This is a genomic window from Amycolatopsis sp. NPDC031561 (genome assembly GCF_055580625.1).
In genome coordinates this window covers 278146-291371 of record NZ_JBVILA010000007.1, presented here as the reverse complement: position 1 = coordinate 291371, position 13226 = coordinate 278146, and the positions used below count along the sequence as shown (strand labels likewise).

At 68.1% G+C, this 13226-nt stretch carries 14 protein-coding genes; 10 read left to right on the top strand and 4 right to left on the bottom strand.

Translation table 11 applies throughout. From position 1 onward, the window contains the following. Nucleotides 1-16: 16 nt before the first annotated feature. The 5 genes from ACZ5IK_RS18185 (at nucleotide 17) to ACZ5IK_RS18165 (ending at nucleotide 4326) form a co-directional block, all read left to right on the top strand. Complete coding sequence (locus tag ACZ5IK_RS18185) at nucleotides 17-619, top strand: ClpP family protease (protein WP_076166113.1); 603 nt, start codon at nucleotides 17-19, stop codon at nucleotides 617-619. 27 nt (nucleotides 620-646) lie between these two features. Then, nucleotides 647-1318 carry an ATP-dependent Clp protease proteolytic subunit gene (locus ACZ5IK_RS18180; RefSeq protein WP_101605975.1) on the top strand — a complete coding sequence of 224 codons (672 nt, stop codon included), beginning with the start codon at nucleotides 647-649 and terminating at the stop codon, nucleotides 1316-1318. A gap of 230 nt (nucleotides 1319-1548) precedes the next feature. Continuing rightward, a complete protein-coding gene (gene clpX, locus ACZ5IK_RS18175; RefSeq protein ID WP_101605976.1) occupies nucleotides 1549-2844 on the top strand; it encodes an ATP-dependent Clp protease ATP-binding subunit ClpX in 1296 nt (431 codons plus the stop codon). A gap of 104 nt (nucleotides 2845-2948) precedes the next feature. Next, nucleotides 2949-3329: a hypothetical protein gene (locus tag ACZ5IK_RS18170; RefSeq protein ID WP_465488718.1), complete on the top strand. Its 381-nt coding sequence runs from the start codon at nucleotides 2949-2951 to the stop codon at nucleotides 3327-3329. A 76-nt stretch (nucleotides 3330-3405) separates the two neighbouring features. Beyond that, the gene (locus tag ACZ5IK_RS18165) at nucleotides 3406-4326 is read left to right on the top strand and encodes an anti-sigma factor RsbA family regulatory protein (protein WP_465488717.1); all 921 of its coding nucleotides are present in this window, start codon (nucleotides 3406-3408) and stop codon (nucleotides 4324-4326) included. A 6-nt stretch (nucleotides 4327-4332) separates the two neighbouring features. Here the strand turns inward: ACZ5IK_RS18165 and ACZ5IK_RS18160 are convergent, their stop codons facing one another. Then, the gene (locus ACZ5IK_RS18160) at nucleotides 4333-5295 is read right to left on the bottom strand and encodes an alpha/beta hydrolase (protein WP_465488716.1); all 963 of its coding nucleotides are present in this window, start codon (nucleotides 5293-5295) and stop codon (nucleotides 4333-4335) included. A 103-nt stretch (nucleotides 5296-5398) separates the two neighbouring features. Continuing rightward, nucleotides 5399-6097 carry a TetR/AcrR family transcriptional regulator gene (locus ACZ5IK_RS18155; RefSeq protein ID WP_465488715.1) on the bottom strand — a complete coding sequence of 233 codons (699 nt, stop codon included), beginning with the start codon at nucleotides 6095-6097 and terminating at the stop codon, nucleotides 5399-5401. 75 nt (nucleotides 6098-6172) lie between these two features. Here ACZ5IK_RS18155 and ACZ5IK_RS18150 point away from each other — a divergent pair, with 75 nt between their 5' ends. Then, nucleotides 6173-7612: a carotenoid oxygenase family protein gene (locus ACZ5IK_RS18150; protein ID WP_465488714.1), complete on the top strand. Its 1440-nt coding sequence runs from the start codon at nucleotides 6173-6175 to the stop codon at nucleotides 7610-7612. Between the two features lies 1 nt (nucleotide 7613). On the opposite strand, the gene fdhD is transcribed toward ACZ5IK_RS18150, so the two are convergent. Further along, nucleotides 7614-8444 carry a formate dehydrogenase accessory sulfurtransferase FdhD gene (fdhD, locus tag ACZ5IK_RS18145; RefSeq protein ID WP_101605982.1) on the bottom strand — a complete coding sequence of 277 codons (831 nt, stop codon included), beginning with the start codon at nucleotides 8442-8444 and terminating at the stop codon, nucleotides 7614-7616. Nucleotides 8445-8545: 101 nt separating this feature from the next. Between fdhD and ACZ5IK_RS18140 the strand changes: the two genes are divergently transcribed. From ACZ5IK_RS18140 to ACZ5IK_RS18125, 4 genes are read left to right on the top strand one after another with little or no spacing between them, the layout of a single operon-like run. Further along, nucleotides 8546-9907: an L-lactate MFS transporter gene (locus ACZ5IK_RS18140; protein WP_465488713.1), complete on the top strand. Its 1362-nt coding sequence runs from the start codon at nucleotides 8546-8548 to the stop codon at nucleotides 9905-9907. Then, nucleotides 9904-10032, top strand: coding sequence for an MFS transporter small subunit (locus tag ACZ5IK_RS18135; RefSeq protein WP_400945053.1), 129 nt, complete (start codon nucleotides 9904-9906; stop codon nucleotides 10030-10032). Before ACZ5IK_RS18140 ends, ACZ5IK_RS18135 begins: the two co-directional genes overlap by 4 nt. 18 nt (nucleotides 10033-10050) lie before the next feature. Then, nucleotides 10051-10809, top strand: a complete 759-nt coding sequence (locus ACZ5IK_RS18130; RefSeq protein ID WP_465488712.1) for an SDR family NAD(P)-dependent oxidoreductase — start codon at nucleotides 10051-10053, stop codon at nucleotides 10807-10809. Nucleotides 10810-10857: 48 nt separating this feature from the next. Then, nucleotides 10858-12264, top strand: a complete 1407-nt coding sequence (locus tag ACZ5IK_RS18125) for an LCP family protein (RefSeq protein ID WP_465488711.1) — start codon at nucleotides 10858-10860, stop codon at nucleotides 12262-12264. A 3-nt stretch (nucleotides 12265-12267) separates the two neighbouring features. Here the strand turns inward: ACZ5IK_RS18125 and ACZ5IK_RS18120 are convergent, their stop codons facing one another. Beyond that, on the bottom strand, nucleotides 12268-13155 hold the full coding sequence (locus ACZ5IK_RS18120) for a hypothetical protein (protein ID WP_465488710.1): 888 nt from the start codon (nucleotides 13153-13155) through the stop codon (nucleotides 12268-12270). Nucleotides 13156-13226: the final 71 nt, after the last annotated feature.

Here is a 13226-nt window from a genome sequence, read left to right as displayed (position 1 = left end):
GAAAAGGCAGGCAGACGTGACGCAGCACACGCCCGAGGCGCGGACCGGTACCGCAGGGCTCAACCTCACCGACTCGGTCTTCGAGCGGTTGCTCCAGGAGCGCATCGTCGTCCTCGGCTCCGAGGTCAACGACGAGGTCGCGAACCGGATCACCGCCCAGTTGTTGCTGCTCGACGCAGACGACTCCGAGTCGGACATCCGCTTCTACATCAACTCGCCCGGTGGCTCGGTCACCGCGGGATTCGCGATCTACGACACCATGCAGCTGATCCGCCCGGACGTCGCGACCTACGCGATGGGCCTGGCCGCGTCGATGGGGCAGTTCCTGCTCTCCTCCGGCACGCCCGGCAAGCGGTACGCGCTGCAGCACGCGCGCATCCTCATGCACCAGCCCTCGGCGGGTGTCGGCGGCACGGCCTCCGACATCGCCATCCAGGCCGAGGTGTTCGGCAAGTGGAAGCAGGAGCTGGCCAAGATCACGGCCGAGCAGACCGGCCAGACGGTCGAGCAGATCGTCAAGGACGGCGACCGCGACCGCTGGTTCACCGCGCAGGAGGCGAAGGACTACGGCTTCGTGGACCAGGTCCTCACTCGCGAGAACCCGCTTCCCAACAGCTGATCCGCTCCGGCACACAGGAGAATTCCAATGAGCAACTTCCAGCTTCCGATCGGGTCGCAGGCGCCGGGGATGCAGTCGCGGCTCCAGCTGCCGCAGTCGCGGTACGTCCTGCCCTCGTATGTCGAGCGCACGAGCTACGGCATCAAGGAATCGAACCCGTACAACAAGCTCTACGAAGAGCGTCAGATCATGCTCGGCGTGCAGATCGACGACGCGTCGGCCAACGACGTGATGGTCCAGCTGCTGCACCTCGAGCACGAGGACCCGGACCGCGACATCATGATCCTGATCAACTCGCCCGGTGGTTCGTTCACCGCGCTGATGGCGATCTACGACACGATGCAGTACGTCCGCCCCGACATCGTCACCATGTGCATCGGCCAGGCCGCCTCGGCCGCCGCGGTGCTGCTGGCGGCCGGTACCCCCGGCAAGCGGTTCACGCTGCCGAACTCGCGCGTGCTGATCCACCAGCCCGCCACCGAGGGCACCTACGGCCAGGTGTCGGACCTGGAGATCCAGGCCAACGAGATCCAGCGGGTGCGTCGTCAGATGGAGGTCATCCTGGCGAAGCACACGAACAAGGACGCCGACGACGTCAAGAAGGACATCGAGCGCGACAAGATCCTGACGGCCGACGAGGCCAAGGCGTACGGGATCGTCGACGAGGTCCTCGAGTACCGCAAGGCTTCGAGCAGCTGATCGTGCCGGGATCCGGTGCGTGTCGGGAGACGACACGCACCGGATCCCTGGTCTAAGGTCAGCTTCTGGCGTGCTCAGATGTGACGTTGGTTCTCCCGCCGGCGGCATCGGACGGGTACCGTCAGTGGCAATGTGTGAGGCTCCGAGAGGTCATCCGTGACCGGGGTACGACAGTCAGGCACGACAGTGCAGGCGCAGACACTGCGCCGGAGGGGACGAGGTCAACGGCCATGGCACGGATCGGTGACGGCGGCGACCTGCTGAAATGCTCTTTCTGCGGCAAGAGCCAAAAGCAGGTGAAGAAGCTCATTGCCGGCCCCGGGGTCTACATCTGCGATGAGTGCATCGATCTCTGCAATGAGATCATCGAGGAAGAACTGGCCGAGGCCGGTGAGGTCAAGCTCGACGAGCTGCCCAAACCCGCCGAGATCCACGAATTCCTCGAGCAGTACATCATCGGCCAGGACGACGCGAAGCGTTCGCTGGCCGTGGCGGTGTACAACCACTACAAGCGTGTGCAGTCCGACGACAAGGCCGGACCGAAGGATTCCAAGGACGAAACCGTCGAACTGGCGAAGTCCAACATCCTGATGCTGGGCCCGACGGGCTGCGGCAAGACCTACCTGGCCCAGACGCTGGCGAAGATGCTGAACGTCCCGTTCGCGATCGCGGACGCCACGGCGCTCACCGAAGCCGGCTACGTGGGCGAGGACGTCGAGAACATCCTGCTCAAGCTGATCCAGGCGGCGGATTACGACGTCAAGCGGGCCGAGACGGGCATCATCTACATCGACGAGGTCGACAAGATCGCCCGGAAGTCGGAGAACCCGTCGATCACCCGCGACGTGTCCGGTGAGGGTGTGCAGCAGGCGCTGCTGAAGATCCTCGAGGGCACCACCGCTTCGGTGCCGCCGCAGGGCGGGCGCAAGCACCCGCACCAGGAGTTCATCCAGATCGACACGACGAACGTGCTGTTCATCGTGGCCGGCGCGTTCGCCGGGCTGGAGAAGATCATCAACGAGCGGGTCGGCAAGCGCGGCCTCGGTTTCGGCGCGGAGATCCGCACCAAGGCCGAGATCGACGAGAGCGACATCTTCTCCGACACCATGCCGGAGGACCTGATCAAGTTCGGGTTGATCCCGGAGTTCATCGGCCGGCTCCCGGTCGTGGCGACGGTGACCCACCTGGACAAGGAGTCGCTGGTCAGCATCCTGACCACGCCGCGCAACGCGCTGGTGAAGCAGTACAAGAAGCTCTTCGAGATGGACAACGTCGAGCTGGAGTTCACCCAGACCGCGCTCGAGGCCATCGCCGACCAGGCCGTGCTCCGCGGCACCGGCGCCCGTGGCCTGCGCGCGATCATGGAAGAGGTCCTGCAGCCGGTCATGTACGACATCCCCAGTCGCGACGACGTCGCGAAGGTCGTCATCACCGAGCAGACGGTCCGTGAGAACGTGAACCCGACGATCGTGGCGCGCCAGCCGTCACGCCGTCGCAGCAGCGAGCGCGGTGAGAAGTCCGCCTGAGCGGAGATCTTTCGTCACCGATGCCCCGGCCGGATCCTTCCGGCCGGGGCATCGGTTTCTCCGGTCCCGTCCGGCCGGTGACCTGACCGAGATAGGATGCGACAGTGCCGCTGACTCCCACGAAGGACGAGAACGAGGCTCCCGAACTGGCAGCCGCGAGTCCACGCGAGGTCAGGGGACTCGTCGAACTCACCGAACGCATCATCCTCGGGGCCTATCGCGGGCACCCGTGGATCCCGCGCGCGCTGACGATCGCGCTGGGCGTATTGGTGGCGACCTGCCTGGTGGCCGGCGTCGTCCGGTTGTCGCCGCTGCCGCTGATCCCGCTGCCGTTGTTCGCCGGTTCGGCGTACGCGCTGATCCGGATCAAGGCGGCGCGGAGCGCGGAAGCGAACCAGGCGCTCGTCGCCTGGACCGGATTGTTCACCGGTGCGACGCTCGCCGGATTCTGGTTGATCTCGATGGCGGGACGCTGGCTCGGCTGAACAGCCCGAAGACCGATTTCGGATTTTCCTCCGTTAGCAGGGTTTCAGAATCACTTCAACGGGGTAAGACGAGTCCGTGACAGTCACCGCAGGGCCCTTCTTGCATGTGGGGCTGCTCTACTCCGGTGACTCCGAGTATCTGAGCGGTACGATTCCGTACATCCTGGAAGGCCTGAAACTCGACGAACCCGTCGCGGTGGCCGTACCGGGCCGGAATCTGACCTTGATCGAAGAGGCCTTGGGCGATTCGGCCGCCGAAGTCGAGCTGATCGACATGACCGAAGCGGGCCGTAATCCGGGCCGCATCCTCCCCGGTGTGCTCCTCGCGTTCGCGGACAACCGGCAGGGACCGGTCCGGATCATCGGCGAGCCGATCTGGGCGGGGCGGTCGGCCATCGAGTACCCGGCGTGCGCGCAGCACGAGGCGCTGATCAACTTCGCCTTCGGCGATCGAGACCTCAGCATCCTGTGCCCGTACGACCGCACCCGGCTCGAAGACGACGTCCTCGCCGACGCCGAGCGGACCCATCCGACGCTCTCCGGCGCCGAAGGCGACCGCCCGAGCGCGGGCTACGCCCCCGACACGGTCGTCGAGAAGTACAACCTGCCGCTGCCCGAGCCGCTGTCGGCCGACGCGTTCCGCTTCGACCTCGCCAGGCTCGGCGCGGTGCGTCACTTCGCGCAGGAACGCGCGGAGGAGAGCGGGCTCGTCCCGGACCGGGTGGAGGATCTCGTGCTCGCCGTGGCGGAACTGTCCGCCAACAGCGTGCTGCACGGGTCCGGTCACGGTGTCGTCCGTGTCTGGCGTGACGAGGACCATGTCCTCTGCGAGGTCATCGACGAAGGCACGCTGAGCGATCCGCTGGCGGGCCGCCGTCCCGCCTCGCCGGGGCAGATCGGCGGACGCGGGCTGGTGCTGGTGAATCAGGTCGCCGACCTGGTCCGGCAGTACCGGAGACCGGGTTCGACCGTCACCAGGATCTTCTTCCGCGTGTGAACCCGGTCAGGCGTTCTTCGGGACGTGTTTGCCGAGGAACGCGATCAGGCTCGGCACGACCGTGCGGTTGAAGGCGTCGCCGTGCTTGCCGCGCGCGGTGTGCGCGACCAGGGGACGTGCTTCGGAGATGAACTTCCGCACCCCGCCGATGAACGGGTCCTCGGTTCCGCACCAGACCCCGGTCGGCACGCTCTTGGTGACGTCGATGTGGCGCAACGGGTCCAGCGCGCCCCAGTCGGCGGCGTCGCGGAACGCGCGGCGTTTGCTCATCTCCGGCCACGACGTGATCAACGCGGGCGCGAGCGCCGCGACCGCGGACGGCGGACGGCGGCGTTCCAGGCGGCGCCGGGTGTAGAGCAGCGCGCCGAAGCCGCCCATCGAAAGCCCGGTGGCCGCGAACGGCAGCCCGTCCCGGCCGCCGAGGCCGCGGGCGGCCAGCCAGCGGGGAACCTCTTCGAGCAGCATCGCCATCGGGTTGTCGCCGGGCTGGTTCTCGTGCCAGTAGTGGTCGCCGCCGTCGACCGCGACGAACCCGAACGGGGGCACCGCCTTGCGGGCGACGTCGCTGCCGAGTTGCTTGAGGAGCCCGGTGGGGGCCGCGTGCCGCGCGGTGCCGTGGAGGCCGTGCAGCATCAGCGACATCGGCAGGCCCTTGGGCGGCGCCTTGGTCGGCAGCATCAGGACGAGGTCGACCTCGCGGCCGCGGGCTTCGGAGTAGACGCGTTCGACGCGGGGGCTGCCGAGCTGGGTGGCCGGGGTCGGCGACGCGACGCCGAGTGCCCGCTGGAGCGCTTCGCTGAACGGCAGGGCTCCGGTGGCCGTTCCGGCGGCGAGCCCCGCGACCCCGAGACCGGAAGCGCCGGCGATCAGCACGGAACGACGGCTCAGCCAACGGCGGGCGCCATGCACCCCCGGCAGCGTCGTCTGCCCCTGGTCGTCGTCGTTCACCCGTCCCCGTTCCGTCCCCATCCCGGTCGGTCCCCTACCGGGCAATGATCATCTATCAGGTCAGACGTGCGCCGAAGCCCGAAGGTTGCACGTGTCGCCGACCTGTGACCGGGGTATCGCCGGATCAGGTGCCGATGTTTCCCTCTTTCGCGCGCCATGACTCGATCGAGACCCGCGCGGACCGCGTCGCGGCCTCCAAGGTGTCGCCGAGACCCACTCCGAGGGCGGTGGCCAGGGGGATCAGGATCTGGTCCACCCCGTTTTCCCCGTCGCCGAAGTGGCCGGCGACCTCCAGGGTGATGTAGCCGTGCACGGCGCTCCAGAGCTGGGCGGCGACGTCGAACTCGGAGGCCGGGCGGAACCGGCCCGCGTCGATCACCCGCTTCGCGCCGCGGACGAGAAAGCCGAAGGCCTCGATGCCTTCTTCGCTGAGGTTCTGGCGGGTCTCCTCGTTGGTCATGTCGCCCAGCGCCGCCTTCTGCCCGCTGGGCTGGCTCTGGCCGAAGGTCACCGCGTAGAGCTGCGGATTGTCGACCACGGTCCGCCGGTACGTCAGAGCGAGGGTGAGCATGTCGGCCGCCGGATCGCCGGTGTCCTCGATCTCGCCCAGATTCGCCGACAGCCGCCGGAATCCCTCGCGCGCGACCTCGTCCACCAGTGCGCCCATCCCGCCGAAATGGGTGTAGACGGCCATGGTCGACGCGCCGATCTCGGCGGCCAGCTTGCGGGCCTGGAGGGCTTCCGGGCCGCCGTCGGAGAGCAGCCTGATCGCCGCGTCGATCAGCTTGGCCTTGACCTCGGCGGTGGCGGGCTTCGGGGACATGCTTGCCAGTATTCCATAACCCTGTTATAAATGTATCCATAACCGCGTTATAGTCACCGATCCAGGGGGCCTGCGATGGGCAACAAGTTCCTCCAGGGCAACTTCGCCCCGGTCAGCCGTGAGCACACGATCACCGAACTGCGCGTCACCGGGCACATCCCGGAGTACCTGGACGGGCGCTATCTGCGGAACGGGCCGAACCCGCTGTCCGAAGTGGACCCGGCCACCTATCACTGGTTCATGGGCGATGGCATGGTGCACGGCGTCCGGCTGCGGGACGGCCAGGCCGAGTGGTACCGCAACCGCTGGGTGCGCAACCCGAGGCTGTCGCGAGAGCTCGGCGAGCGCTGGGAGGGCGGCTCGGCCCCCGGGATCGCCTCGATGGGGGCGAACACCAACGTGATCGGGCACGCGGGCAAGACCCTCGCGCTGATCGAGGGCGGCGCCACGAGCTTCGAACTGACCGAAGAACTCGACACGGTAGGCGCCTGCGACTTCGACGGCACCCTGCCCGGCGGCTACACCGCCCACCCGAAGCGCGATCCGGAGACCGGCGAACTGCACGCCGTGTCGTACTTCCTCGGCTTGGGCAACAAGGTCCAGTACTCGGTGATCGACGCCCATGGCCACGCGCGGCGCAAGGTGGACATCGAGGTCACCGGTTCGCCGATGATGCACGACTTCTCCCTGACCGAGAAGTACGTCGTCTTCTACGACCTCCCGGTCACGTTCGACAGCCGGCAGGCCGTCGCCACGTCCATCCCGCCGTTCCTGCGCACACCCGCCCAGCTGGTGGTGTCCGCGCTGGTGGGCAGGGTGAAGGTGCCGGATCCGCTCAGCGCGAGGCTGCGTTCGCGGATTTCGGGCAACGCGGGCCTGCCGTACCGCTGGAACCCCGGCTACCCGGCGCGGATCGGCGTCATGCCGAGGGAGGGCGGCAACGGCGACGTCCGCTGGTTCGAGATCGAGCCGTGCTACGTCTTCCACCCGATGAACGCCTACGACGACGGTGAGGACATCGTGCTGGACGTCGTCCGGCATCCGAAGATGTTCGACAGCGAACTCCGCGGGCCCGCCGAGGGGCCGCCGACCCTGGACCGCTGGACCGTCGACCTGACCGTCGGCAAGGTCGTCGAGGAACGCCTCGACGACCAGGGCCAGGAGTTCCCGCGCGTCGACGAGCGGCTGCTCGGGCGGCCGCACCGGTTCGGCTACTCGGTGTCCACAAAGGATGGATCGGCTTCGGCGGGATCACTGCTCAAGCACGACCTGTGGAAGCGCACGGTCGAGTCGAAGGAATTCGGTCCCGGCTGCCAGGTGGGGGAGTTCGTGTTCGTCCCGTCCTCTGTGGACTCGGGTGAGGACGAGGGCGTGCTGATGGGGTTCGTCTACGACCCCGCGACGCAGAAGAGCGACCTGACCATCCTGGACGCGGGGACGCTGGAGACCGTCGGTGCCGTGCACCTGCCGGACCGGGTGCCCAACGGCTTCCACGGCAACTGGGTGGGTGCCTGAATCAGCCGAGCCCGAGCACGCGCTGCTCCCCGGTGTAGAGGTTCATGCTGTCGCCGCGCAGGAAGCCGATGAGGGTCATGCCGTTCTCCTCGGCCAGTTCCGCGGCCAGCGACGACGGCGCGGAAACCGCCGCCAGCAGGCCGATCCCGGCCATGGCGGCCTTCTGGACCAGTTCGAACGACGCGCGGCCGGACACCAGCAGACCGGTGTCCGCCGCGGGGATCCGGCCCTCCTGCAGCGCCCACCCGAGGACCTTGTCGACGGCGTTGTGCCTGCCGATGTCCTCCCGGACGACGGCGAGGTTCCCCTCGGCGTCGAACAGGGCGGCCGCGTGCAGCCCGCCGGTGCTGGAGAAGACCTTCTGATGCGTGCGCAGCGTGTCCGGGAGCTCGGCCAGCACGTCCTTGCTCACCGCGAATCCGGACTTCCCCGGTGAGAAACGGCTTCGCAGCTTGACCGCGTCGAGCGCCGCTTTGCCGCAGACTCCGCACGAGGACGTGGTGTAGAAGTTCCGCTCGACGCCCGTCTCCGGCGGAGCGACGCCCTCGGCCAGCGCGATGTCCAGCACGTTGTAGGTGTTGCGGCCCTGGTCGTCGACGCCGTCGCAGTACCGGGCCACCGCGATGTCCTCGCGAGAGGTGAGCACGCCCTCGGACAGCAGGAACCCGTGCGCGAGCTCGACGTCGTTGCCGGGGGTCCGCATGGTGACCGCGAGTGCCTTGCCGCCGACCCTGATCTCCAGCGGTTCTTCGGCCGCGAGAGCGTCAGGGCGTCGCACGTCCCTGGTCGCGGAGATCTTCCGCACCGGACGGCGCACCGTCACCCTGCCCACTTGTCCACCCTTCTGACCGATCATTCGACAGTCGAATACTGCAACGCCGGGTATTAAGTAATACATTCCCAGTGCCCACCCCCAGAGTACGGAGGCGCCGGATGGCTGTCGGCTTCCTGGACCGTTCACGCAGTGTCGCCCCGCCGGGCTGGAGCCGCTGGCTGGTGCCCCCCGCCGCGCTGGCCGTCCACCTGTCGATCGGGCAGGCGTACGCGTGGAGCGTCTTCAAACTCCCGCTGGAGAAGACCCTCGGGCTCACCGGCACGCAGAGCGCGCTCCCGTTCCAGCTCGGCATCGTGATGCTCGGGCTTTCGGCGGCGTTCGGCGGGACGCTGGTCGAGCGCAACGGTCCCCGCTGGGCGATGTTCGTCTCGATGGTCTGTTTCAGTTCGGGCTTCCTGATCTCCGCGCTCGGCGTGGCGACGTCGCAGTACTGGCTCGTCGTCCTCGGCTGGGGCGGGGTCGGCGGCATCGGGCTCGGCATCGGCTACATCTCGCCGGTGTCGACGCTGATCAAATGGTTCCCGGACCGGCCGGGGATGGCCACCGGGATCGCGATCATGGGCTTCGGCGGCGGCGCGCTGATCGCCTCCCCGTGGTCTTCGCAGATGCTGGGCGCGTCGCCGTGGACGATCGGGACGGTCGCGACGGCGTTCCTGGTGCACGGCCTGGTCTACGCGGTCTTCATGACGCTCGGAATCCTGCTGATCCGGGTCCCGGCCGACGGCTGGAAGCCGAAGGGCTGGGAGCCGAAGACCGACCACGGCAACGCGATGATCACCACCGCGAACGTGTCGGCGCGCAACGCCATCAAGACGCCGCAGTTCTGGCTCCTCTGGGTGGTCCTGTGCTTCAACGTGACCGCGGGCATCGGGATCCTCGAGAAGGCGTCGCCGATGATCGCGGACTTCTTCCGCGAGACCTCGACGCCGGTCGGCACGGCCGCCGCGGCCGGGTTCGTGGCGCTGCTGTCGCTGACCAACATGCTCGGCCGGTTCGTCTGGTCGTCCACTTCGGACCTGGTGGGGCGCAAGAACATCTACCGGCTCTACCTCGGCGCAGGAGCCTTGCTGTACCTGGTGATCGCCTTGACCGCCAATGCTTCGAAACTCGTTTTCGTCCTGTGCGCCATGCTGATCCTGTCCTTCTACGGCGGCGGCTTCGCGACGATCCCCGCGTACCTGAAGGACCTCTTCGGCACCTACCAGGTGGGGGCGATCCACGGCAGGCTGCTGACCGCGTGGTCGATGGCGGGCGTGCTCGGGCCGCTGATCGTCAACGCCATCTCCGACAGCCAGAAGTCGGCGGGCAAGGTCGGCCCCGACCTCTACACGACGTCGCTGTTCATCATGATCGGCCTGCTGGCCGTGGGGTTCGTCGCCAACGAGCTGGTGCGGCCGGTCGACCCGAAGTTCCACGAGCCGGCGTCGTCCGGCGAGCCCGCGAGGAGTGAGACCCGATGACCGAACAGGCTCCTGAGCGCCGCCGCACCGGGCTGATGATCTTCGCGTGGCTGTGGGTCGCGCTCCCGTTCGCCTACGGCGTCTACGAACTGTTCCGGAAGGTGGTCCAGCTCTTCGGCGGCTGACCAGCGTAGGGTCGGCACGTGGGAGTTCTGGTAACCGGGGCGTCGCGCGGCATCGGCCGTGCGATCGCCCGCGCCTTCGCGGAAAAGGGCGACCGTGTCGCCGTTCACTACGCCTCGAACCAGGAGGACGCCGAGCGGACATACGGCGAGCTACCTGGTTCCGGCCACGGGCTGGTCCGGGGTGACCTCTCCGATCCCGAAGTGGCGCAACGGATCGCGGACGAGGCCGAGGATCTGGTCGGCGGGGTCGACGTCCTGGTGAACAACGCCGCGTACGCGCCGTCGTCCTCGGCGGCCCATCCCGTCGCCGAAGTGTCCTATGCGGACTGGCAGCGGATCTGGCGGCGGATGGTCGACGTCAACGTGCTCGGCACGGCGAACGTGACCTACTGCGTGGCGCGGCACATGATCGAGCGCGGCGCACCCGGCCGCGTGGTCAACATCGGCTCGCGGGGCGCCTTCAAGGGCGAGCCCGAGTTCCCGGCGTACGGCGCGAGCAAGGCCGCGCTGCACTCGCTCGGGCAGTCGCTCGCCGTCGCGCTCGCCCCGCACGGGATCGCGGTGACCTCGGTCGCACCCGGCTTCACCGCCACGGACCGGGTCGCGGTCAAGCTCGAAGGCGCGAGCGGCGAGGCCCTCCGCGAGCAGAGCCCGTTCGGCCGGGTCGGCACGCCGGAGGAGGTCGCGGCGGCGGTGCTCTACCTGGCTTCCGCCGAGGCCGCCTGGGCGTCCGGCGCGATCCTCGACCTGAATGGCGCGTCGCATCTGCGGATGTGAAGTGGATCACCTCTGCAGCAATATGGGCTTCTCGCGCGTCCAAGGAACGTGCACAAGCTGGGGAAGGTCCTGGTCACCGTTCTCGCGGTGGCGGTGTTCAGCGGGACGGCGTACGGGTACTCGACCATGAAATCGCTGGACGGTGTGACCCGCGAAGACGTGATCGACGAGGCGATGGAGCCGGGGGAGCAGCCCGCCGACGGGTCGCTGGACATCCTGCTGGTCGGGCGCGATTCGCGGACCGACGAGCACGGCAACCCGCTGTCCCAGGAGATGCTGCGTGAGCTGCGCGTCGGCGCGAACGGCGACGACCTGACCGACACCCTCATCGTGCTCCGCATCCCCAACGGCCAGAAAGCGGTGAAGGCCTTCTCGATCCCGCGCGACTCCTGGGTCGCGGAGCCGGGGACGAAGGACAAGACCAAGATCAACGGGATCTTCGGGCACGCCAAGTTCGCTTCGGCGAGTGCGCAGCGCGAGGCGGGCAAGACCGACAAGGCCGAGATCGACAAGGTGGCGATCACGGCCGCGCGGAAGGCGACCTTGAAGGCGGTCGAGGACCTCACCGCCGTCAAGATCGATCACTTCGCCGAGGTCAACCTGCAGAGCTTCTACGACATCAGCAAGGCCGTCGGCGGGGTCGAGGTGTGCTTGAAGCGGGACACCAAGGACGTCAAGTCCGGGGCGAACTTCAAGGCGGGCAAGCAGACGATCCAGGGCGCCGACGCGCTGGCCTTCGTCCGTCAGCGCGAGGATCTGCCCCGCAGCGACCTCGACCGCGTCCGCCGTCAGCAGGTGTTCCTCGCCGGGCTGGCGAAGCAGGTGCTCTCCGCCGGGACGCTCGCCAACCCGTCTCGCCTCTCCGAACTGATCGACGCGGTGAAACGTTCGGTCGTGCTCGACGGCTCGTGGGACCTGCTCGACTTCGTCCGGCAGATGCGGGGCGTCTCCGGCGGCGGCATCGCCTTCGACACGATCCCGGTGGTCAACCCCGACTATCGCTACAACCCCAGGCAGCCGACCGCGACCGCCGTGCAGGTCGATCCCGCGCAGGTGCGCGCCTTCGCCGCTTCGCTGATCGGCGCCCAGCCCACGACACCGCAGGCGCCCGCCGGCCCCACGGTCGACGTCGTCAACGCGAGCGGCAAGGACGGCCTCGCCGCCCGCATCGCGGATCTCTTGGCGGAAAAGGGATTCGGCAAGGGCGAGGCGACGGCCGAGACCGGACGGCGGACCTCCGTCGTCCGGTTCAGCGACGCGTCCGGGCCCGCCACGGAGATCGCGAAACTGCTCGGCGGGCTGGAAACCCAGAAGGCCGATTCCGTCGCGGCGGGCCATGTGCAGGTCGTGCTCGGACAGGTCTACAAGGGACCCGGCGTGTCCGCGGGCGGTGGGGCGGCCGGGGTCCGGACCGACCAGCCCATCACCTCCGACGACACCGGCTGCATCAACTGACGGCTATTCCCGAGGCGGGATCTTGCCGTTCTTGGCGACCGGAAGACCCAGCTGGGCCGGCTCGGTGATGGTGACCTGCTCCGAGGGAAGGCTCGCCAGGACCGGGTTCAGATGGGTCAGTTTCAGCGTGAGCGGGCCGACGACACTCGGGCTGGTCGTGACATCGCTCTTCGCCAGATCGAGCCACTGGACGGTGTTGAGGACCGCCGGAGGGATCTCGTCACCGCGTTTGGCGACCGGGACGCACAACTGCCGCGCGTTGCCGACCTTGACGTCCACCTTCGGCCGGTCGGCCAGCACCGGGTTGAGGTGCCCCAGCGTCAGCGGGAAGGCCTGGCCGGGGATGCCGAGGACGCGCAGGGCGTAGCACTTGAGATCGATGTGCCGGACGAACGACAGGATCTCCGGCGGCGGCAGCACCCCGTTCTTCGCGACCGGGACACACAACTGCTCCGGTGACAGCATCGTCACGTGGGCGTCCTGGATCCCCAGCTTCTGCACGACCGGGTTCAGCTGGCTCAGCGTCAGCGGGAAGTTCGCCGCGCCGCCTTCGATCCGGTAGCAGGACAGGTCCACCCAGCGGACGTAGTCGAGGATCCCGCGCGGCGGGACGACCCCGTTCTTCGCGACGGGCACACAGAGCTGCTGTCGTTCTCCCAGCCGGGTCGTTTCCGCCGGCAGGCCCGCGAGCACCGGGTTGAGATGCCTCGTGGTGATCGTGATCGGCGGTGGTTTGTAGCCCTCGGTCCGGTAACAGGACAGATCGAGCTGGGAGACGAACGGGAGTGGCGGCGGTGCGGCCGGAGCGGCGGTGGCCGCTCCGGGGAGTACGGCGACGAGCACGAGCGAGATCAGGGCGGCGAAGCCGCGCAGGATCGATCTTCGTGACATGGCAAGGCCTTTCCGCGAGCGCGTGAACGGGTTTCCCCTTCACGGTGGTCGCGGATCGGCCTCGTCCGGCA